General features: G+C 33.6%; 21 protein-coding genes. 5 read left to right on the forward strand and 16 right to left on the reverse strand.

Going from position 1 to position 22606, the window contains the following annotated elements; genetic code table 11:
• Nucleotides 1-6: 6 nt before the first annotated feature.
• The 4 genes from ACZ5N5_RS02155 to ACZ5N5_RS02170 all read right to left on the reverse strand — a co-directional run bounded on the left by ACZ5N5_RS02155 (nucleotide 7) and on the right by ACZ5N5_RS02170 (nucleotide 4107).
• The gene (locus ACZ5N5_RS02155; RefSeq protein ID WP_277679025.1) at nucleotides 7-1422 is read right to left on the reverse strand and encodes an ABC transporter substrate-binding protein; all 1416 of its coding nucleotides are present in this window, start codon (nucleotides 1420-1422) and stop codon (nucleotides 7-9) included.
• A gap of 187 nt (nucleotides 1423-1609) precedes the next feature.
• Nucleotides 1610-2383 carry a DeoR/GlpR family DNA-binding transcription regulator gene (locus ACZ5N5_RS02160; protein WP_054860217.1) on the reverse strand — a complete coding sequence of 258 codons (774 nt, stop codon included), beginning with the start codon at nucleotides 2381-2383 and terminating at the stop codon, nucleotides 1610-1612.
• Between the two features lie 244 nt (nucleotides 2384-2627).
• Nucleotides 2628-3560 carry a hypothetical protein gene (locus ACZ5N5_RS02165; protein ID WP_464373187.1) on the reverse strand — a complete coding sequence of 311 codons (933 nt, stop codon included), beginning with the start codon at nucleotides 3558-3560 and terminating at the stop codon, nucleotides 2628-2630.
• Nucleotides 3553-4107, reverse strand: a complete 555-nt coding sequence (locus ACZ5N5_RS02170; RefSeq protein ID WP_054787662.1) for a sigma-70 family RNA polymerase sigma factor — start codon at nucleotides 4105-4107, stop codon at nucleotides 3553-3555. The genes ACZ5N5_RS02165 and ACZ5N5_RS02170 overlap by 8 nt, the downstream gene beginning before the upstream one ends.
• 179 nt (nucleotides 4108-4286) lie before the next feature.
• On the opposite strand from ACZ5N5_RS02170, the gene ACZ5N5_RS02175 reads away from it, so the two are divergent.
• The gene (locus tag ACZ5N5_RS02175) at nucleotides 4287-4907 is read left to right on the forward strand and encodes a hypothetical protein (protein WP_464373188.1); all 621 of its coding nucleotides are present in this window, start codon (nucleotides 4287-4289) and stop codon (nucleotides 4905-4907) included.
• A gap of 50 nt (nucleotides 4908-4957) precedes the next feature.
• On the opposite strand, the gene ACZ5N5_RS02180 is transcribed toward ACZ5N5_RS02175, so the two are convergent.
• Nucleotides 4958-5533: a nitroreductase family protein gene (locus ACZ5N5_RS02180; protein ID WP_464373189.1), complete on the reverse strand. Its 576-nt coding sequence runs from the start codon at nucleotides 5531-5533 to the stop codon at nucleotides 4958-4960.
• 435 nt (nucleotides 5534-5968) lie between these two features.
• On the opposite strand from ACZ5N5_RS02180, the gene ACZ5N5_RS02185 reads away from it, so the two are divergent.
• The gene (locus ACZ5N5_RS02185; protein ID WP_464373190.1) at nucleotides 5969-7252 is read left to right on the forward strand and encodes a helix-turn-helix domain-containing protein; all 1284 of its coding nucleotides are present in this window, start codon (nucleotides 5969-5971) and stop codon (nucleotides 7250-7252) included.
• 91 nt (nucleotides 7253-7343) lie between these two features.
• Nucleotides 7344-7499 (forward strand): DUF1540 domain-containing protein, encoded by a 156-nt coding sequence (locus ACZ5N5_RS02190; protein WP_109985247.1) that lies wholly within the window; start codon nucleotides 7344-7346, stop codon nucleotides 7497-7499.
• A gap of 54 nt (nucleotides 7500-7553) precedes the next feature.
• Here ACZ5N5_RS02190 and ACZ5N5_RS02195 read toward each other — a convergent pair whose 3' ends face one another.
• From ACZ5N5_RS02195 to ACZ5N5_RS02205, 3 genes are read right to left on the reverse strand one after another with little or no spacing between them, the layout of a single operon-like run.
• A complete protein-coding gene (locus tag ACZ5N5_RS02195) occupies nucleotides 7554-7718 on the reverse strand; it encodes a YvrJ family protein (RefSeq protein WP_054787657.1) in 165 nt (54 codons plus the stop codon).
• 41 nt (nucleotides 7719-7759) lie between these two features.
• Nucleotides 7760-7972, reverse strand: coding sequence for a DUF2922 domain-containing protein (locus ACZ5N5_RS02200; RefSeq protein WP_054787656.1), 213 nt, complete (start codon nucleotides 7970-7972; stop codon nucleotides 7760-7762).
• A 36-nt stretch (nucleotides 7973-8008) separates the two neighbouring features.
• On the reverse strand, nucleotides 8009-8233 hold the full coding sequence (locus ACZ5N5_RS02205) for a DUF1659 domain-containing protein (protein WP_054787655.1): 225 nt from the start codon (nucleotides 8231-8233) through the stop codon (nucleotides 8009-8011).
• Between the two features lie 84 nt (nucleotides 8234-8317).
• Here ACZ5N5_RS02205 and ACZ5N5_RS02210 point away from each other — a divergent pair, with 84 nt between their 5' ends.
• Entirely contained in the window at nucleotides 8318-9298 is a 981-nt protein-coding gene (locus tag ACZ5N5_RS02210; protein ID WP_464373191.1) for a nuclease-related domain-containing protein, read from the forward strand.
• Nucleotides 9299-9679: 381 nt separating this feature from the next.
• Here ACZ5N5_RS02210 and ACZ5N5_RS02215 read toward each other — a convergent pair whose 3' ends face one another.
• Entirely contained in the window at nucleotides 9680-9823 is a 144-nt protein-coding gene (locus ACZ5N5_RS02215) for a hypothetical protein (protein WP_181397623.1), read from the reverse strand.
• A 210-nt stretch (nucleotides 9824-10033) separates the two neighbouring features.
• Between ACZ5N5_RS02215 and ACZ5N5_RS02220 the strand changes: the two genes are divergently transcribed.
• Entirely contained in the window at nucleotides 10034-11101 is a 1068-nt protein-coding gene (locus ACZ5N5_RS02220) for an LCP family protein (protein ID WP_464373192.1), read from the forward strand.
• Between the two features lie 16 nt (nucleotides 11102-11117).
• Here ACZ5N5_RS02220 and ACZ5N5_RS02225 read toward each other — a convergent pair whose 3' ends face one another.
• The 7 genes from ACZ5N5_RS02225 to ACZ5N5_RS02255 all read right to left on the reverse strand — a co-directional run bounded on the left by ACZ5N5_RS02225 (nucleotide 11118) and on the right by ACZ5N5_RS02255 (nucleotide 22606).
• Nucleotides 11118-12191 carry a glycosyltransferase family 4 protein gene (locus ACZ5N5_RS02225; RefSeq protein ID WP_109985244.1) on the reverse strand — a complete coding sequence of 358 codons (1074 nt, stop codon included), beginning with the start codon at nucleotides 12189-12191 and terminating at the stop codon, nucleotides 11118-11120.
• A 393-nt stretch (nucleotides 12192-12584) separates the two neighbouring features.
• The gene (locus ACZ5N5_RS02230) at nucleotides 12585-14816 is read right to left on the reverse strand and encodes a glycosyltransferase (protein WP_464373193.1); all 2232 of its coding nucleotides are present in this window, start codon (nucleotides 14814-14816) and stop codon (nucleotides 12585-12587) included.
• 24 nt (nucleotides 14817-14840) lie between these two features.
• Entirely contained in the window at nucleotides 14841-15965 is a 1125-nt protein-coding gene (locus ACZ5N5_RS02235) for a class I SAM-dependent methyltransferase (RefSeq protein WP_464373194.1), read from the reverse strand.
• 226 nt (nucleotides 15966-16191) lie between these two features.
• Nucleotides 16192-17862, reverse strand: a complete 1671-nt coding sequence (locus ACZ5N5_RS02240; protein WP_464373195.1) for a glycosyltransferase — start codon at nucleotides 17860-17862, stop codon at nucleotides 16192-16194.
• A 77-nt stretch (nucleotides 17863-17939) separates the two neighbouring features.
• Nucleotides 17940-18239, reverse strand: coding sequence for a hypothetical protein (locus tag ACZ5N5_RS02245; RefSeq protein ID WP_054787641.1), 300 nt, complete (start codon nucleotides 18237-18239; stop codon nucleotides 17940-17942).
• Nucleotides 18236-19420 (reverse strand): glycosyltransferase family 4 protein, encoded by a 1185-nt coding sequence (locus ACZ5N5_RS02250; RefSeq protein WP_109985240.1) that lies wholly within the window; start codon nucleotides 19418-19420, stop codon nucleotides 18236-18238. Before ACZ5N5_RS02250 ends, ACZ5N5_RS02245 begins: the two co-directional genes overlap by 4 nt.
• A gap of 141 nt (nucleotides 19421-19561) precedes the next feature.
• The gene (locus ACZ5N5_RS02255) at nucleotides 19562-22606 is read right to left on the reverse strand and encodes a glucosaminidase domain-containing protein (protein WP_464373196.1); all 3045 of its coding nucleotides are present in this window, start codon (nucleotides 22604-22606) and stop codon (nucleotides 19562-19564) included.

The raw sequence follows: 22606 nt of genomic DNA on the forward strand, positions 1-22606 counted from the left end.
AATTGCTTATTCCGCCCTTATTCTAGAAACTCTCTTTTCAATATCATCATTTAATTGGTTCATGCGTTCCTCCGCATCTGCTCCATTCACAATATCTTGTAATGCCGCAGCCCATTCTGTTGTCGTATTAAAAAATTCTGGCTGAGGTGTAAACTTAATGGTTGATTCGTCAATTAGTTCATTAAATGTCTCTACATAACCTTCAATGTCACCAATTCTTTGTTGGTATTCTTCACTTTCAAAGACAGATTTTCGTACAGGGTCTACCACATTTGCTTCAATGGCACCCCATTGCATATGCTCTTTACCAGTAAAGTATTGCATGAAGAGCCATGCAGCGTCTTTTTTCTCTGATGATTTATTCATGGCTATAGACCAGACCCACATATTCGTACCAAGATCTCCTTCTTTCGTTCTAGGTGGTGTTGTCACACCAATATTGCCAGCTTCAGGCGCTTCACCTGGTACGTTATGGAAGATCGCCCAGTTACTTGCGTCATATGTCATCGCTGCTTTACCTTGTGCTAAGTCATTAGAGACTTGATACCATGTATAACTTGACCAGTCAGAAGGTCCTGCTTCATTAACTAACTCTGCAAACATATTAGTAATCTCAATCGATTCTTCACTATTAAGGTGAGGGACTAAAGAACCGTCTTCTACTGTAAAATCTACGGCTCCATGGTTGGTGAATGAAGTCATGTATCCTGGGTGAATGGTTGCCCATGATCTAGTTCCACGAGTACCAACACCATAGCTACCTTCCCCATTCCATCCCTCTAATTGAGCACCTACTTCTATTAATTCTTCCATAGTTTGAGGTGGTGCCTCTAATCCAATCGATTCTAACGCCCGTTTATTATAATGTAATAAATTAAATTCATATGCTAATGGGACCGTATAGAGATCTCCTTCCCCTACAGGATGTCCTGGTACACCATCCCAACGTCCTGCACCTAGAATGCCTTCATAGAAATCATCTACATCATACTCTGGAGAAGTTCTAGTTTCATCCTCGATAAAGGAATCTAATTCTTGGATATACTCAGCAGTTGCATATTCCCATACCTGATATGCACCCGTCATAAAAACATCAGGGTTTCCGTTCTGTGCATTTAATGATGTGGTAAGCTTGTCGAAATAATTCTCCTCCGGGGTTAAAGAATGGTTGACAGTAATTCCTGTTTTCTCTTCAAATTCTGGGATTCTTTCAATCATCGCATCTGCATATGGATGCTGGTTCAACATAACTTCAATTTCTTCACCATCAAAGCGCTTCCAATCAAATTCATCAAACGGTTCTCTATTTGCTGATTCTGCCCCACTATCTTCACCACCATCTTTTGTAGCGCTTTCATTCGAGCATGCAAATAATAACATTAAAAGTAATAAACCTACTAAAGCAAATAGCGTTTTTTTCATTTTAAATTTCCTCCCAACAATAGCCTTGTTTTATTACCTAATTCCTTTTGACTGATCGGTGATTGCCTTCATGCCTCCTTACTTGTTTTTATTATTTCTTTCGTTTTATTTTACATTATTATCTTTTAATGTCAATATATTTCGTTTATTTTCATTTATTCATGTTATTTTAATGATTCATTATAACTTATTTTGCTTTTATTATTTTTATCGATGAGTAATTCTCCTTCATTCGCGCTAAGAAATCGTCTGGCGTATTATCATTTGTAATGAATACATCAATTTGTCCTAACTCAAGTGAAGTAATGACTGACTTGCGATTTATCTTCGTATGATCTATTAAGGCTATACATTGATCTGCCCTTTCTCTCATCATCCTTTTCAATTGTGCTTCGTGTATACTAAAGTCATTTAAACCATTTTCCACTGTACAACCATGAGCAGAAGTAAAAAATATATCCGAGTTGATTTCTGATAGAATAGACTTGCCCAAAGAACCTTCTATTTCTGTACTGCCTGGTCTCGTTAATCCTCCCACCATTATGACGCTTAATTTTGGATTCTCTGCTAGTATTTGAGCTGTGACTAGTCCATTAGTAATGACCGTTAAATTGTTCCTCGTTTCCGCTACTTTCTTTGCTAATTCTAAACAGGTAGAACTGGCATCAATCGTAATACAGGTCTTCTCTTTAATTAATGTCAATGCGGCATTACTAAGTTTATTTTTTTCGGACTGATTCTGCTCTAATCGAGAACTAAATTTTAAGCTGGAATCATATCTTGCTGGCAGCACGGCACCACCATGTGTTTTAACAAGAAAACCTTCCTCCTCTAAAATCTTCAAATCATTCCGTAAAGTGCCCTCTGATACGCCAAGCTCTTTCGAAATATGACTAATAATTAATTGTTTTCTTTCATTTAAGATCTGGATAATTTTTTTCCTTCGGCTAGGTACTAGCATATTTCCACTCCATTCTTATAAATTATGATATATTGATTTTTATTATTAATTACTTTTGTTTATTGTCGATTGATTGTATTTTTATTATTATCATACTCATTTTATCTTGTAAAGTTTATCTGATCGAAAATAAAAAAATAAAGAAGCAACTAATAAGTGCGATCAAAAATGGCACTTTTAGTTGCTTCTGGAAATCTTGTAGTTCTGGGTGGCATTGCAGATACATGGCTGACAATTACCTAGCTTAATAACTCACATTACTTATGAGCCACTGATCATCAATCTTTGTAAAGGTCAAAGATATAATCGGTCCGAATAACCCGGGCTCCATTTCTTGTACATATTCAAATTTAGTATCATTTATTTTATTAATAGTATATGGTTGATCAAGATAAAAGTCTGGGTGCCCATCCATTGAAAGTTCAATTAACCCATTCTCACTTTCTACGAGTCTGTAAGACCATAAGCCTTCTGCTTCCTCATGGGTTAAGTAACTTAAGAGATGGTTATAAACTTCTTCTTTCTTTGTTAGCTCTTTAAAATAATAACCACCTACGTTATTAGCATAATTTGTAGAATCAACTAAATTACTTATTTGAGCATCCATGTTATTAAATTTTTTAATTAATTCATGAAAAATCTCTTTATTTACGTTCTCTTGATTTGCCTCATTATTTGCACTATCTTCAACATTCGTCTCGTTAGTAATTGGATTATTTTCAGATTCATCTTGATTTTTTTCTTGATCTTCTTCACTATTATTTTGTTTCTCTGGCATATCTACCTCTTTATTAGGCTCTTCATCCTGAGTTACTGCATTTTCATTTTTTTCTGATTCCGAATTATCATTTTCTGAATGTTGATTATTATCTTTTTTCTTTCTTTCAAACAGACTATCCGGAAGTTCTCCCTTAGAATCAGGCTCTTTATCAGAGAATGGCAGGGAACTGATTTTATGAATGATGTTATCTTCAGGATTAGCGAAGAAAGGGATGGCTAGAAGGGTAAAAACTGCTAAAGTAAATGCTGTAACAGTCAATAACTTAATCCCTACATACTTTTGATGTTTTTTTACAGCAGATTCTAATATTTTCTCTCTTTCATTTTCCGTAAAATAAATGTTTTGATGTACATGATTTTTTAATTCTCGTTTGATTCCATTATCGAAGTTATCCATAATAGATTCCCCTCCTTTCCAGCTCTGTTTTCAATAGACTTTTACCTCTAACAAATCTCGTTTTTACGGTATTAAACTTAATGTTCGTCGTATCACTTATCTCCTGCAATGTCATATCTTGATAATAATATAATATGAGAACAACTTTATACTTCAATCCAAGGCAGGAAATAGCCTGAATAATATGTTCTGCTCGTTCTGATGTCTCTAATTCCTCTTCAGCTGATTTCACATTTCCTTTCTTATTCACAAAAGGATCAAGTAACGGCTTATAAGCTATATTTCTAATACTCCATTTTCGGTGATAGTCCTTACATTTGTTTAACGTAATTCGAATTAACCACGTTTTATAATTCGAATCTTCTCTAAAATTCACCAGATTTTTATATGCTGAGATAAATACTTCCTGTACAATATCTTCACATTGTGCTTTATCCTTTACATAAATATAAGCGATACGTTTTAAATCCATTGCATATTCGCTTATCAACTCATTTAATAATTGCTCTCTAGAGTTTTCATCACTAAATTGACCTATATTTATCACTAACTGCACCCCCTTCAATTAATTAGACGTAACAAGGAAGAATATTTATCCAATTTCCTCATTATTTTTCCAATCCTTTAATATTATAACTTTTGACGATATTTTTTAATAAATTGAATAAATCTTAAAATCATGATCGTCTAATTTTCAAATATTATAAATGGAAGGAGCTATGTATAATGAAAAAATGGGGTCTAATTTTCTTTATTGCTTGCTTTTTAATTGGGTGTGGACAGAATGAGGAAACAAGGGAAACCGAAGAAAAAGCAATCGAAACGAATGAGGAAGCACCTGTTGAAAAGTTAGAAACTGTCACTACTGATAAAGAGAAAACGCAAAAAACAAATACAAACACTGGGAATGAAAATAAAGAAAGTAGTCATCAAACAGATAAGAATGACACAACTAATGAACCTGTAGCTATACAAGAAATAGATAGTAATTTTATAAAAGAAAATATTAAAATTGGCATGACAGAACAGGAATTGTTATCTTTACTCGGAGCACCATTTAATAAAGGAATCTCTGCCAAGAACGCAGAACCAGTTTGGCTTTATAATATTGGTTCATCCAAGGGATATTATTTCGAAGAACAAGAGCTACTTAAGGATCAAGGAGTATTAGATACAGTCGATGTTGAAGGGATTAAGAGCAAAGAAATAGAAATGGTTGTTTTTGTTACATGGGATAATAAAAAGGTAAGTAGAGTAAGTCACACTTATATTCGCGAAGATGGTAAGGTTGTCACCCATTATTTATTCAAAGATGGAAATACCAAGGAAGATATTCATATGGACTAGACATCTCACCAGAGGTGTCTTTTTTTGGTTTAAAAAGAACCTGATCTCCATCAGGCTCTCACAAATTTCCCTTTCATAACGGTCTCCGTTAATGGCTTTCTTTCCGAAGGTATTTCACGTTCTTGATATCTTTCCTCTAACACACTAACATCATCCTGATATCCGATCGCTATAAGTGCATGAATGTCAAAATGGTCTGGAATATCTAATAATTCCCGTGCCTGGTCTTTATGGATGCCACCCATCGCGTGTGTAATTAAGCCGCTTTTCATTGCTTGTAATGCTAAATAACCCCAGGCTGTTCCCGCATCGAACGCATGGGACACACTCTCATTTGAATCGGAAATAATCAATACATATGCAGGAGCTTTTTTTGCCCACTCTAAGTTCCCTTCCATAATGAAGGAATGAAATGTTTCCAGATCCTCTTCTGTATTTGCTAGAATGAAGCGCCAAGGCTGCTTATTCGCACCAGATGGAGCCCATTTTGCTGCTTCTAAAACGGTCATCAAGGTCTCCTCATCTACTCCTTTTTCCTGAAACGCGCGAGGTGACCAGCGATTTAAGAACATTTCATCGATTGGGTAATCTGCTTTACGTACTTCATCTATTTTTACATCACTCATTTTTATCTCTCCCTTCAGAGTTTTATTATAAAAGAAGCATGAACCGAATTCAAAAATCTGGATTACACACGAAAATAGGCTACCTTCATACATTAAAGTAAAGCCCAATTTCTACACTGGAGGAAGCTGTATGAGGACTTATTTTTATTTTATTTTTGTGATGGTAATAGGTTTTCTAATATTCATTCCATTTCTGATATATGTGGTACCATTAATAGGATTGCGAAATTTTGTCATTGTCGTCCTCTTGCTAATTCTAGGGTTTTTTGTAGAATCATTCCTCCGACGATAAGCCAATGGACTCGAATAATAGTCTAATGGTCATTACTATATATTAAAATTTTTCAAATAAAAAGAAGGAAATAGTCCTATTATGGCGAATTAATTAAATATTGGAAAAAATTGATTATATTGTAGAAAGAGGGTATTTATAGGATGTTGTATATCGATACAGGAAAATTAATTAAGTCCTATCGCAAAAAGCGACAAATGACACAGGTAACATTAGCAAAATTACTCGACTGCTGTCATACCTTTATCAGTAAAATAGAGAATGGCATTATCCAGCCTTCACCAGAGTTATGTACCAGAATTGCCACTATCCTAGACATTCAAGAACTCCTAAATCTCCACACCTCCAGTCAAGGAATCTCTATCCAATTAACCTCATGGAATTATGCCATAGCGAATGGCAATCTCACAGAAGCAGAACAAATTTTTTTAGAAATGAAGCAACTAGCACCGGTGACTACACACATTAATGACAAAGTGGTATATGACCTATCTAGATTCCAGCTATTTGTACTACAACATAATTTAAGGGAGGCGGCAAGTATGCTTCCAAATATTCTCGGGCTTTCAGAAGCACTTGACCAAAAACTGGACTTTCGATGTCATAAGCTTCTTGGGCTTTACTATATCTATTCTTACCATTTTGCCAATGGGCTAAATTATTTGGATTTAGCCATGAAAAATCATCCAAATCAAGCTCGTCTAGATCCAGAAATCAACCTATATTTTGCCATTGCTTTCAGTCAACTCCACGAACTAAAGAAATCCACTGAGCATGCTCAAACTGCCCTCAAACTATTTGAAGCTGATGCAAATTATCGCAATATTATCCTTTGTCGCATGGTAATATGCAACAATGAAGTCGAGGCTGATGACCACAGTTTAGCGATTAAAAAGTTAAATAACCTCCTAGATCAATCCTCTCAACAAATAAACGCACATTACCATGCCACTATTTTATACTTACTTGCCAAAGCTTATACAGGATTACATGAACACAACAAGGCGATTGCCTATTTGAAAGATGCCATTCGTTTGGAATCTGTTGACTCTCTTAAAGTTATCTATACTTATTATATGGCTTATATTTATGCTAAACTGAAGCGTGAGCAAGAAGCCCTGGTTTATATCAAGATTGGACAGAAGCTTGATATCAATCAAAAATACCAGTATAAGCTGTTCACACTAGAATCCATGATCTTAAATAAGTTTCATCATGAACCGTTTGAAAACAAAATAAAAGAGGAATTACTACCACATTTTGAATTACGCGGAGATCATCCAGAAATAGACAATTGTCACAAAATGCTTGCAGGTATTTCCTATGAGAACCGATCCTATAAAAAATCGTATGATCATCTAAAGTCTGCTGTTAAAGATTTTCAACTTGCAGAAATATGTGAAATGTATAAGATACGAGATGATTAGTCCCGCTTCATTTGCTCTGCACTTTACCAATTATCACCACACATTTTTTCCTTTATCTCAACGAATAATGATATTGTAGGAGGTGTGTGTCATGGCGAAAGATGTAAAATGCGAGGTTAACAACTGTAAGTACTGGGCAGAAGGTAACAGATGTCATGCTAATATGATCTATGTCGTTAGTCATACTGGAAAGCAGGCGAAGAATGAGAAAGAAACCGACTGCCAAACCTTCGAACCAACCGTCTAAGCAGACCTTCTTTAATGACCACAGCTAACCATGGTGGTTAGCTGTGGTTCACCGTTATTTCATCTTTTCAGGTAATGTGACAATGGACTCGATTAATGTATTCAGCTTTGTTTCAATTCGATGTAACAGATAAAATGTTACCGCAACAGGAAACCCCACGTCTGTGATTAATGACATCCATGTTTGGTCCACTTTATTCGCTCCTTTCCATGCTATCATAAAAGGAGAGCCTCCTTATTAGCGACTCCCCTTTTCCTTCTTTAGAGTTCAATTTCGGTTACATTACGCTCAACCACTCGTGCGCTTTTCTTCCCTACTAAATCTCCGCCAGAGGAGAAAAATGCATTCTGTGCAATTACAGCATCCATTGCTGTATTGACTGCTGCAGGATCAACTGGTTCAACAGGCGCATCCAGCGAGATGGTTACTGTTTTTCCCTCTTCATTTTCAAATTTTAATTCGATTGTTTTCAAGGCCTTCACCTCCCTGTCTTTATTTTTTTTAATGGATTACTCAGCTGTAATCAGTTCCGTGTCATTACGTTTGATGGAAAATAACGTAAGCTGCTGAAGTGGAACTAAAGCTTCCGTTATTGCTAGCAATTGATCTGCAGTAGCGTCAAGCTTCACATTGTTGAAGGAACGCGTTTTGTAAGTGGTTTCTCCACTCACAGGATCAATGCCATCTTCAAAAACAAGCTGCAATCTAGAATCTATTCTTTCTGTCGCTGCCATGCTCTCACCTCCCTTCACTTCTATAATCCAAATTGGGAGGTGTGAGGTATCGTTTTTTGAAAAAATTTTTTTGGGGTGATCATGATGTTCATAAAAAATGTAGTAGAAAAACCGATTACGATAGCCTTGTTAGAAGCACTGATTTATCGTCTAAAACAACCTCCCCCCAGATTGGAAGCAATGCTAAAAGGTCTAAATCAAGGATTCCGAGCTGAAAGAGAGTTGCTCTATTACTTAGAACGAGCTCGTGTATTTAAAGAGGACGTCTTCCTCCTTCATGATCTACGCCTTCCTGCGAACGGATCCACTTTTTTTCAAATCGACTTCCTCCTTCTTACCCCTCTGTGTGCTTTTATACTAGAGGTCAAAAGTCAGCCACATTACTTTATCTTTAATCCAGCTGCCAATCAATTTCGACTAGAGAACAATGCTGGTAATCTTGTGTCAGGTAATGATCCAATTGCTCAAGTAGAAGAACAAGTCGATCAGCTAAGATGGTGGATAGCTGAATATGGGATCAATCATTATCCCATCTACGGAATTGCCGCATTAGCCAATCCAAGATCTACTGTTATAGCTAAATCAAACCCTGAACAAATCCATCAAAAAATTATGCATTTTCCTTATTTGAAGAAACGAATGAAAATTATTCAAACAGAAGACCCTAAATCAAAGGTAAGTATACCCCATTTGAAAAGATTAGCTCATGCACTAGCAAATGCCCACTGTCCCCCAAGATATAATTGGTGCGAATATTTTGAAGTAAACACTAAAGATATTCAGCCTGGTGTAATTTGCCCTAATTGTTTTCGAATCGGCATGCAGAGAAAAAGGTACAGCTGGTACTGTAACAGCTGTCACCATATTAGTAAGAATGCACATCATGATGCCTTTAGAGATTTTTTCTCCTTTTTCAAGCCTAGCATCACAAATAAGGAAGCCCGTTGGTGGCTTCAGCTCGATAATCGATTTACCACACATGCGATTTTGAAAAATATGAATTTGGAAAGTAGTGGAGAAACACGGGGAAGAGTGTATTATCCTAACTTACAAACACGAAGATGAAGACACAATACCGAGAAGGAGCACACATAATTAATCGATGAAATCACAATAGCGATTGCCACGACACATATTTAAGGTTGTACTCACATTACGAGGTGTTCAGGGCACAATAACTACCATCACGACACATTATCGGGAGATAAGCCCACAATATATTCACACATTCTCGTCTCTATTTGTGGGTTCAACTTAGCTTATTGTGCGTCCCTATTTCCGATAGTGAGTTCAGCTTAGTATATTGTAATTTCACGTCTCCATATTGTGAGTTCATCCCAATTAATTGTTAGCTCATCTTCATTTATGGTGAGTTTGCATTCGTTATAGTGAACACATACTTGTCGGTAAAATGGAAAAGCACCCACCTAAGTGAATGCCTTCCTTCTATTTATTCAAGTTCATCAATTGAGGTAATTCACCTTTTAATTGGTTCAGTACTTCTTCTAATGAAGCACCGTTTGTCCCTTTTTCGTATGCTTTTTGCATAATTTTTTGCAACAATTGACGCTCTTTATCTATTTGGTTCAATTGAATATCCTCCTGAGATATTTCTATTCATAATTATGCATTATAGCATATAATCAATAGTAGAAGTGTGTAATTATGTTGTAAATTATTACAATATAATTACATTAATAGAAAAATAGTTTATCATGCATTGCCAAGCACTCTATCTTTCATTATAATAGACAAAGTTAGTGAAATTTTGACTTTTATTTTAATTAAGGGGAATTGCTTATGAAACGCAAGCAATTGCGTGTTAAAAAGAAAAGAAAAAAGAGAATAAAATTTATAGTCACAACAATTTTAGCTATTCTTGTAGTTGGAATCGGTTTAGGGGCATATGTGTTGACACAGGCTTATCAGGCAGCTGATAAAACCTATGAGCCTTTGGAAAGAGGAGAGAAATCGAAGCTTCGAGAGGAAGCTGTTACGGTAAGTAAAGATCCAATCTCTATTCTTTTAATGGGTGTAGAGGATTATTCGACAGGTGGAGAACACGGCAGATCAGATACGATGATGGTAGCCACCTTTAATCCCGAGGATGAGAAGCTCAAGCTTTTAAGTATCCCTCGTGATAGTTATGTAGACATACCTGAAAATGGACAGGACAAAATCAATCATTCCTTTGCATTTGGTGGAAAGGAATTGACAATCCAGACAGTGGAAGATCTTCTAAATATTCCAATTGATTACTATGCAACAGTCAACTTTGAAGGGTTCAAAAACATTGTCGATACTTTAGGTGGTATTACCGTAGATGTTCCATTTGACTTCGAACAAAACAGTGATGATCGCGTAGCAGAAAAGCTACAATTTTACGAAGGGGAAATGGAACTTGACGGTCGCTATGCTTTAGCATATGCACGTATGCGTTACGAGGATCCTCGAGGGGATATCGGACGTAATGAACGTCAAAAGGAAGTAGTTCAAGCGATTATTAAGGAATTAGCTGCTCCATCAACCTTAACAAAGGTGGATGATCTTGCAGAAGACCTTGGCACAAACATTGAAACCAATATGAAATTCAGTGATGCATTGAACTTCCTGAAAAAATATAAAAACTTCGATACATCTAATATTGATCAATTGAAATTAGAAGGTGCCAGTGATTATCTTGGTCAAATCTCTTACTACTTCATTGATGAACAATCTTTAGCAGAGGTACAACACGAACTTAGAGTCCATTTAGGGCTAGAAGAACCAACGACAACCGATTCTACTACTTCAGATATGAACGAACAGCAGACAAATGAGTATCCGAACGAAAATTCAGGATATCAAGAAGAGCCAGCAACCTACTAGTTGCTGGCTCTCTCTATTATATATTCTCTTTTTTACCCGCTAGCTTCCTTAAGCCATTGAGTATTGGCTGTTGACCGTTTAATACGATTCCAGACAGTTCAGCGATAATCTGTATGCCAAGAGTTATCAAAGCAATAATGATAAGCGATGTAAGCATGGTAGCACTACTAAATACAATGGCCATTACACCAAAAAATCCGCTAAAGGCATAAATGATTAACACCGCTGTTTGGTGGCTATATCCCATCTCAATTAAACGATAATGAATGTGCTTGCGATCTGCTTGTCCGATGCTTTGCTTATTAATGAGCCTTCGAATAATCGCAAAAATCGTATCAAAAATCGGAACCGCTATAATGATAATCGGGATAATAAAACTGAACAAGGCAACATTTTTAAATAGCCCGAGCATCGAGATAACAGATATCGAGTAGCCAAGAAACAATGCCCCTGTATCTCCCATAAAGATTTTTGCGGGATAAAAATTATGATAAAGGAAGCCTAAACAGCTTCCTACTACAATAATACTTAAATAGACGACAATAATACTATAATCCATAATCGCGATAATAAGTATGCTCGTTAGTCCTATCGCAGATACACCTGCCGCTAAACCATCCAACCCGTCGATAAGGTTAATGGCATTCGTCACTCCGACAATCCACAAAATCGTTAAAATAAAACCAAATTGCGTAAGTTCTACAGTTCCCATAAAGGGTATCGTTAATTTATCTATCACTAATCCAGAAGACACGACAACGATTGCCGCAGCAAGCTGTCCAATTAGCTTCTGGTAAGGCTTTAAACAAATCAAATCATCCAATAATCCTGTTATCGCAATAATTAACCCACCAATAATAATTTCCAGCATATGAGGATGCTGAGGCTGAAGATAGATTAAACCCGCCACTACACCAAGTATAATCGCTAGACCGCCTATTCTTGCCTTAGTACCTTCATGTTGTTTACGACCTTCTGGTGCATCTATTGCATTTATTTTTATTGCGAGCCTTCTAATAAGTGGAGTTATTCCAAATGCTACAATAGCCGAAATCAAGAAAGCTATAATTAACTCCGTTATATTAAACATTCTATACACCTACTTGGTTAAAATGTACTGACTTTCCATTTATAAGTTATTACTACTATAATCGATTCTAAAATAAGTATTCCTAAAAAGTTCCGTCAATATCTTATTTTATCACATTTATAGTATTTGTCACTTACTTATTGTATTTGAGGGTTGAAGGGAAATAAGTTTTTAACATTTTCATTAAATAAGTCCATAGCACGAGAAAGAGGCTAGGGACTTAGTATTTAATCAAATGGTGTAGTTTTCCTTCGGTTCTTTTCAATATGTGTGGAGATTGAATTTTAGTAAGGTCCTTGCTCCAATGTCATTTATAATTTTTCTGCGACTTATATAATAAAGTTACCTCCGTGCCTAACTATAACTTTCTCAATAGGCGGAAAGTATTGGCACTTACTTAGCATCCGTAATCATTTCTTTATAAACTCTTACTACTTGATTGACATCCCCTAATTCAGACATATAATGTAAATCCATACTACTTAATACGCTACCTCTCTCGTAAATTGCCCATATTTTTTTATCGCTACCTAAATAGTCACTTAATTTAGATGGTAAGAATGGATTTATAGGTAATTCATCTTTCGTTACTGCATCATTAACAACTAAACAGTCAAATTTAGTTGTAAGATTTAAGAATTCGAGAAAATTGACATAACTATTCACAGCTATATTATAGCGAGAATCATATTTTTGAATGTTCTCTTGTAGTTCATCCGGTTTAGATGTAAATATATGCAGTTTAAAGTTGTTGCGAACATTGCCCTCAAGCCTGTCCAAGCCTTCGAATAACTCATTCAAATTCCTAGTCTTATAAAAATTACCAAAATATGCAATGTTTATTTTCGATTCATCTAATGAATAGTTACTCTTATACATTGTATAAAAATCTTCTGGTAATGTCGGGTGTCTATCTATTTTTACTTTCTCTAAAATAATATTTTTAATTTTTTTTACAGGAAATTTATCCATCATATAATTTAATTGATTCTCATTGGTGAAAACTAATTCATCTGCAAATAAATATGGTAAATATTCACACCAGAAAAATAAGTTATCATTTTTGACTTTCGGTAATTTAAATCTTTTCTTTGTTATTTTTTGCACATTCCGCAAAAATTTTTTTGAATCAATGGAAGCATATCTTTCTTTACCATGTATATCATATAGTATTGGATCAGAGAATTCCGCAATCCATTTAATGTTAGGATGAAGCCTTTTAAATAAATATGCTAAAAAGTGTGAGCCTGGCCATAAAGCTCTACTATATACCTCATTATATTGTTTTTCACTGCTAATTTTCCTCAAGCCTTCTTCACAAAAATCATTTATTGGTTTCCATGAGGAAAAACTAGAGTAGGATGATATCTCTATTCTTTCTTCAATCAAATCCTCCACTAGTATATTAGTATTGTCATCTTTTACTCTCACTCTATCCATTTCATTATAAACAACATCAACCACTTCTCCTGAATTTCTAATGCGTTTTGCCATTACATTTGCACTAGTGTCTATATACGGTGGAAAACAATAAGAAATAATCAATTTATTCGCCTGACCACGATTAATAATATGATAAGGGAAGTAAGACAGCTGTTTTTCTCTTATAGTATCAAACACTTTCTTTCTTTCGTTTGAATTTATTTCTAAATAACTTTTAATAAAAGATGATTGTGCATTAATCTTACTTATTATAAAATCGAACTCTTCATTTTGATACGATTTCATCTCCCTAAGCAGATCATTTAAAAGCTTAATCACACGAAGCCTATCATTTACATTAAATTCAAAGCTCATTTGTTTTCTAGAGACAGAATTATCTCTTATTAATCTGTAATAGTATACTTGCTCTCTAGCAGGTATCACATAAACATTCATGTAGTTCTTAACAAAAAATTCAGTAAAAAAAACTATATCCTCACCATTTTTTAGAGCTTCATTATATCGAAGATTATTTAATTTAATGGTGGGGATTAATTTGCATGCATTTATCGTAAGAACCATATTTAAGTCTGAAAAAGCATTTATCTCTTTTTCCAACACACTTTTAATTTGATTGTTAATAGGATTATCATAATTTTTATTGTTATTTTGATCGACATCTACTATTTGTGAAATTACTACTGTATCATAATCTGCATATTGATACATTTTTTCTAAATAATTTTCAGATAGATAATCGTCATCATCTAAAAACAAAATAAATTCTCTATTTGCATTGTCTAGTGCAATATTTCTTGCGATGGAAGCGTTGGCAATTGATGATTCATAAACATATATATTATTCATTTCGTGATTTTCTTTAAATTGGTTGATAACCTCAAGTGTTAAACTAGATTCACCATTGAGTACAATTATTATATCAAATAAATCTTTATCCATTGTTTGATTCTCTAAGGACTTTAAACAATTAATTATCACATTTTGGCCTTGATAAGAAGGTACAATTACAGTTATACCTTTTTTATATTTCTCGTAGTTACTAAAATTTTTCCTTAATATACTGTTATCGTCTCTTTTATATTCTTTTTTTAAGCTTGAGAGATAGTCCAGTATCTCTTTATTCTGCTGCTGTCTTTTTATATTTTCTTGTTGTAGATTTACAATTTTTAATTTATCCATCATTTTTATTACTCCCCAGCAAAACAGTTATTTACTTTTATTCTTAAACTTCCAATAATTAATTGTTAATTTGCCCAATTTTGAATTTCTAAGTGCAGAATATCTATTTTCAAGCCTCTTTATTTGTTGTTTCAGCCTATTTTTTTCATTTGTTACTGTCAGCAAATCAGAGAGAATATTCTCTTCTCTTTTCAAACTTTCCTGCAATTCTTTACTTAAACTTTCCGTATTTTGTATTAATTTATATATTGTTGGATCGTTTATTTCTTTTTCTTCAAATTTAATATCATTTAAATATCTTGCATCAGCATTCTTATTTGCCGTAACAAGTGTTTTTAGTTCTTTATTAATAACCTTTAATAACCCTTCATTTATCATTCTTTCTTCTTGTAACTGTTTTTTATAATATTCCATGGTATTATCCGATTCTTTTTGTTGTTGCTGACTCTTTTGAGAGGTTTCCTTACTTATATGGTTTTGCATATTTTTGATTCTGTTAATGTATTCTCTCTCTACAAAGTAAAAAGCATCTTCAAGTTTTGTAATTAATTCTTCACTGAAAGAATGATGTTCAGAAATATCCGAGTTTTTCTTTGAACATATAACCCCTGTCCATTTTCCAAGAAATTCAACTTCATTGATCGAAAAAAATTCACCCAAATGATTATTTAATTGCACTAAATAGTACGTTCTTTTATGATCTATGAAGTCATTTATTCCAAATGGTACGGTTACTATGAGTTTGCCGTCAGGGGATAAATGATTACAGATTTTGTTCAAAAAACTGTGTGGATCTGCAATATGTTCTAGCACTTCAGTGAGCAAGATTGTATGATAATCTTTATCTAATTGATCATCTGTCATAAAATTAGCCACTTTAAAATTGATTAGATCCTTTACAGAATTATGTTCTTTTTCTAATTGCTCGTTTGCATAATTTATAGAGTCTTGTTCTATATCGATAGCATCTACTTTTTTACCTTCACGTCCAAGAATAATAGGTACTATTCCTTGCGATGTTCCGATATCTAAAACTTTGTTTCCGCTTACTCTATTAACGATCCAGTTAATTCTATTTCTTGTTTTAACACCGAAATCTTCCCCTAAATTTCCTTTATAAGCTTCAGCAATTCTATCTAAAATTTTTTCCAATTTAGTCACCCTTGTATAATTATTCAAATTAATTATAATCAACATACTAAGTATATCAATTAGATAATTTGTTTACAATCCTTGACATTTATCAGCTTCGAAGAGTGTTATATGTTTATCATCAGCACTAATTGTTAATTTATCCTATTTTTCAGAAACAACACATTATTTCTTATTAAAAAACCTAAGTCCATTTTATTCGGCTTAGGTTGATGTGAAAGATTGCTTATTTATTTTTTATTTTCCAATATTTTAATTGAATTCTTCCTAATTTGGATTTTGCTAAAGCATTATATTTACTTTGAAGTGTCATATATTTTTTGTTTAATTGTGAAGAATCACTTCTACTCTGTTGTGATTGCACATTATCTGCAATCGATAGTTGTGTCTTCAGAGATGTTGGTTTAAAGTAATTATTCTTACTTGTTGCATTCTGATCGTTCACACGAATGGCAATATTATTAATTACATCAATATTAAAGTTTTTATAGTAATTTTCATAAAAACTTTTATCATTATCATTCACAAAGAGAAACAATATACCACCTATTTGTTCTATATCAAAAATTTCACCTTGTTCACTGATTCCTTCTAAAACCTTAAATATATTCTTATGCTCTTTAGTGTTTGAAATATATAAGTGTTTACCGTTATCCAAATCGTATTTATATATTTGATCTAGTTGAATAGTCGTTATAATATTTTCCGTGTCCGTATCGCTAATTTCTAAACCTTTTTCTTTTAAGACTTCCTTAACTTTGTCCTTAATTAGATATGGTAATAAATTATTCAATATCTCTGAAAAAGTAAACTTTTTACTTCCTTCAAACATAATTCTTGCCGCTTTTTCGTATACACTTGGATCTTCCATCGCTTGTTTCACAACATGGATATAATCATCTAAGGTTTCTGCATATAAAGGATATTCTTCACCGAATATTTTTTTATGCATTGGCGTAGGATTTAACACCACGGCCTTCCCTAATGTTCCATATTCAAGAAGTTTTGTCGACAATTCCAAGCTTGTATCCATGGAAGTGTCTCGCCAAGTAATTCCGATGTCACTTGCCATAATTAATTGTCTTGCTTCATCTCTAGAAACAGCTCCATACCAAGTTAAATTTTTGGTCGATTTTAATAAATATTTTAAATCTTTAACATAGTTTGGATTATTCTTATCAACATTAAATTTATCTCCAGCAACTTCTAATGTTGCTTCTGGGATATCCTCTTTTAATTCTTTAAAACCCACTACCATCGGGATAGAGTTCCAGCCTTTATCAAACTTCCCAGTATAACACAATTTATAATACTTACTTTTTTTATTAAATATATCCTCAAATTCATCCACTGTATCTGGAACCATAGGATTAAGTGGGATGATTTTATCCTCAAAAAGTTCCTTATCCATTTTTGTTAAAAGGAATTCTTTCATTTCTTCTGTTTGACAAAGGATGTATGCATCTAATTCCCTTAAGCGTTGAAATTCAGTTAACTTACTACTTGTTACTTCTTGTGTAGAGTCCGTAATCCCCGTCATATAAACCATGGATTTACTTATAATATTTGGATTTACATCAATTAATTTTATTGCTACTTCTATACCTCTAATAATAAACCAATCATAATCCTTCTTAGTCCAATAATAATTAATTACCTCACTAGCTTCCAAATAGCTCATTCTATTTTTATTCTTCCATGAATATTCGCTCTCCGAAAGGTCACTATCATCATAAGGACAAATTATATTAACATTATCCAATTCGTAGAGTGGTTGTAGTAAAAGATCTCTTCTGATTGGATTTGCAAGTACAAGGTCAACATTAATGTTTGGATTTTTGGATAGCATTGTTGCAAAACTTGATATAAATACAGCCGATCCATCCATAACATTCATGTTTATATAGCCAAATAATAGAATATTTATACGGTTATTTTTTTTTTTTAATAGTTGTCATTTAAACTTCCCCCGACTCACTTTATTATGCTTTTGAGTTTCTTCTTAAAGTTTATATATTTCAACGTGAGCTTTCCTAACCATGTTACCTTTACCCGATGTTCAAATAATTTGTATTTTCTTAAATCCAATTCCAATTCTTTTATTCGTTTGTATGTTCTCTCATCCATTGGTGCTTCTTTTTCCAATAAATCCACAGTTAGTTTCATCATTTTATACATTTGATCTTCTAATTCGTCATACATCAATCTCCAATACTCTGCATCCTGTACCGATTGATGGAATTCATTCTTTTGCTCTTCTTTTTGAATAGTCAAGACAAAATCAACTCCAATTCTTTATTTATTACTACCTCTTGACTACATTTTTTCTCTATGCTGTCAGATGCATTTTTTGATAATTTTTTAAATAAGGAGCTATTAAAAAATAATCTCTCGATCATATCCGCTAAATCTACTGGATCTTCTGGTTTGGCTAATAAACCCGAATAATTGTGCGTTACAAACTCAGGAATAGCGGTAATATCAGATGAAATTGGAACTAGTCCACTCGACATTGCCTCACACATCGAAACACCTTGTGAGTCTAATCTTGTTGGACATAAGAATATTCCATATTCTTTGTGTAATTCAGAAATTTCATTCTGGTTTAAGAAAGATTTATGGAGTGTGACATTTTCGAAATTTCTTAAAGGTAGTAAAGTCTTTTCAAAAAGTTTACCTTCACCATAAAAGGCAAACTCAAGACGATCAAAATACGGTCTCTTAGACAATTCTAAGACGGCATCTACGGATTGATCATTAGCATACTTATGAGAAGCGTAAGGTCTAATAGAAAGCACCTTAAATCTTTGTTTTTCTGATTTCTCTTGATAATTGAACAAGTCAGAGTCAACTATATTTGGGATAATGGACGCATTTTGACTCACTGCTCTTGCATCACACTCTGCAATATGTTCTTTGAACCATTTAGACACATGAACAAATTGAAGGTTCAATTCCTTGGTTTGATATAGCCAATTCATTAATTTTAGTTGATTCTCATAAAAAGAATCCTTCATTTGAAGTATTCTTTTCAAATCATCTTTACTACTCATAAAATTAAACCATCGGCGGTGCCAAGCTTCTGCTTCAAATCCGTGCACCCAGATAATAATAGGCACATCTTGTGCAGAATCCATTATAGCATCAATCATATCTTGAGAAACGAAGTGTATAAGAATCTTACTATATTTTGTCTCTGATAGTGTTGCATATAAGTCACTTTTTAGACCTCTGGATACGTGTACACCATCAAAAGTGTATTCTTCAAAAGTTTGAAAGGCTCCATGTAATACAAAAACTTCTACATCGAGACCTTTTGCTTGGTATGCTTTTACTCTTCTATGAATAAAACCATTTCTATATAATTGATCCTCATGAGGATACGCATTAGTTATAATTAAATATTTATTGTTCTTATCTTTGTTGTCCTGATCATTTTCTATTAACGAACTCATGTTTACCTCCAAGTTAGTTCAAACTATAATCACTCGAAATTATATCATATTAAAAATAGTTTTACACTATTTTATTAACTTCTGTACATAAAAATTAATATCGAATCTTTAAAAAGATTCGATATTAATGAGTAAGTAGTATTACTTAAAAGACGGGATATCCAAATGCATATTGTAATTATCTAATAGGTCAAATGTTTTACTTATCCTATTAACCTGCTTGTAAGCCCATCCGATATCAGTTGCATATTGATGTGGTGAATTGCTTTCACCAACAAAGAAACCAGGATTCCATTTCATCTTATAGAGGGTGTTTTGTTTATAGACACTACTTTTAATAAAGTCAGTACTTATAAACTTTGCACCACCATAAATTGCTTTATCTACATTAGTCCAACCAGCATTAAAGGCATATTCTGCTCCACATCGTTTTGCACACCCATCGTATGCCCCTATGCCATAAACATTATAAACTACACTATCTGGCTTTTCTGCTGTAGTAGCTAACCTTACTTGAGTAACGCCATCCTCTACAATTGGTTTGCCTGAGCTATTTCTTTCAATCATTACTGGGATACCTGTAGCAAGCTCACTAGTTCCGTTACCAGTTTCTAATAATGAATGAGCAATTAAGTACACTTCATTGATGCCTGCATCTTTTGCTGCATTATAAAAAACTGATTGTTTACCAGTTAGAATACCTTTATTGACTAATAATTTAGCTAATTGAGCTGTGCTTGTGTTGGAAAATAAATCCAATCTCAAAAATTGTAACCTTTGTACTGGATTATTAACAAAGTTTTTTGGATTCATATAATAATTCAGTTGATCTTTATCAGCTTTCATCCAGCCACCATAATTATTATATGGATTTTTTATTTTATACCAACTACTGTTCATTGAACTTATTCCAACTACCGTTACCTTTGCTCCTGATTGGATAGTCCCGTATGAATTCCCATTAGGAATATCTCTAATATGTAGGCTTGTTGCATTAACAGTTCCTGTAAAAGGATATCCACTTCCAGATCTCCTAATGTAATCCTTATGAACATATGCATAGGTGTGATCATCTGTTTGTGGATTATAAGTTAACTGTCTATTCACCATATCATTAAGTGAGATGTTATAATTGGTATAGTTATAAACATGATCAGAAACACCAGTCTCATAAAAATATCCAATTCTGTTTCCAATTAATACTCGGTACCAATTACCAACCTTATCAATAATTGGAATGGTTGTACCTTCTTCTACCCTTGCAAAAAGTACCATACCGCTAGTATTATCATAAATTTTCAAACCATTTCTGGCAATTAATTGTGTATTAGAATCCGACAAATTCGTATTCCAATTTGAAGCTGCATTGCTCGAGGAAGGCTGTGTAGATTTACTCCACACATATCCTACTTTATTACCGAATTTTATTTCATGCCAATCACCTTTTGAACCAGTTCTTTTATAAACTTGATTTTCTACTAGGTGACCTACTTTTTCAAGTGATCCTCCTACATTATGATATACAGGAAGATAGTCTTCGTTTACTCTAAAATAATTTTGGCTAGAAGTAAAATTAAAATTTACCCATTCTTTGTATACATACCCATATCTATTACCGAAAGAAATTTTTATCCAGTTTCCTGCAATTAGCTCATACGGATAAGAATTACCTTTACTTATTTGGCCAATTGGAATCATCTCACCTGAAGTATTATCATATACTACGGTATGGTCTTTAGTTGTAAAAGTCCCACTAGTGTTATTTGGGTTAGCTATAGATGCCATTTCATTTTCATTTGCAGGAATGGTATCATCGGACCAGACATAGCCTTGCTTATTCCCAAATTGAATTGCATGCCAATTACCTGCAGTTCCTATTCTTTTATATACCTCGTTTTTTCTCAATTCACCAACTTTAACTAAACTACCATTTTTGCTCTCATAAATTGGTAAACTATGAACCGTAACCTCAAAGTAGTTATCTGATGATACAAAATTTGGTTTTACACCGTTCTTATGGATATAGCCCACTCTATTAGCATAATTTACTTTATACCAGTTTCCAGCCTCACTAATAACTGGAAAATTGATGTTCTTAACTAACATTCCATAGGGTACTAGAGAACCGCTAGTGTTGTCATAAATAACCGCATTATTAGTCGTTGTTATGGTTCGATCACCATAATAATTACTGTTAGTAAAATTCTTTGGGAGATTACCACTAAATGGTGAAGTAGAATCCTTCCAAACATAACCTGATTGACCACCAAAATCTATAATGTGCCAATTACTTAAAGAACCAGTTCTTTTGTACACTTGACCTTCTCTTAATTCTGCCTTTTTAATCAAATTACCATTCTTATTAATATATACAGGTAAACTATAGACATTTACTTTAAAGTAATTTGTAGTAGATTGTGTCCAAATATCAACACTTTTAGCAGAGAAGGTACTACTATCCGCTTCCTTTTTTTCGGAAGTAGTGGAACTTGATTTATCTTCCTTAGTAATTTGTCCATCCTCTATTGAGTCTTGATTAGAATCATCTTCAACAGAGTTAGTCTCTTGGTTTTTATTCTGAGTGTGATCATCTGATGACGGATCCTCTAGTTCATTTGACGTATTATTTTCTTGTTGCTGTTTTTGATCTTCCTCTGATACCTTCGACTCTTCTTCAACCAATTCCCCTTCACTATTCGATACCTTTTCATTTGGTTGACTAATTTTATAAGGAATACCAGCAATAAATACATATTCAGAGTCTTCTAAACTAAAGACCTCAAAATCTACTTGTTCTTTTAACGTAAATTCTGTTTCATTAAAATGCAATGTCGATTTGCTTTCAACATTTTTCTCAAGAGGTTCAGTATCTAATAGTTGATTAATGAATTCCTTGTCTATACCCAGTTCTTTTGAATCGTTCAGTTTAGTTACCTCATTTGCATCAATACGGAAGGTGTTACCATTAGTTTCAATGAGTAAATGCCCTTCCTCTTCTTGGGCAAATATTAGCGTATCTTTAGGTAAAACAAATAGATCATCAATCGATACTTCTTCTAGTAGTCTATAAAGCTGATACTCTTCTTCCGATTCATTCTGTGTTGATTCGGTGGTAGCAAACGATGGAGTTATCGTACTCAAGACTAGAAAAAGTATTAAAGAACAAGTAATAATTTTCTTTAACAC

Source organism: Gracilibacillus sp. JCM 18966 (assembly GCF_055392695.1).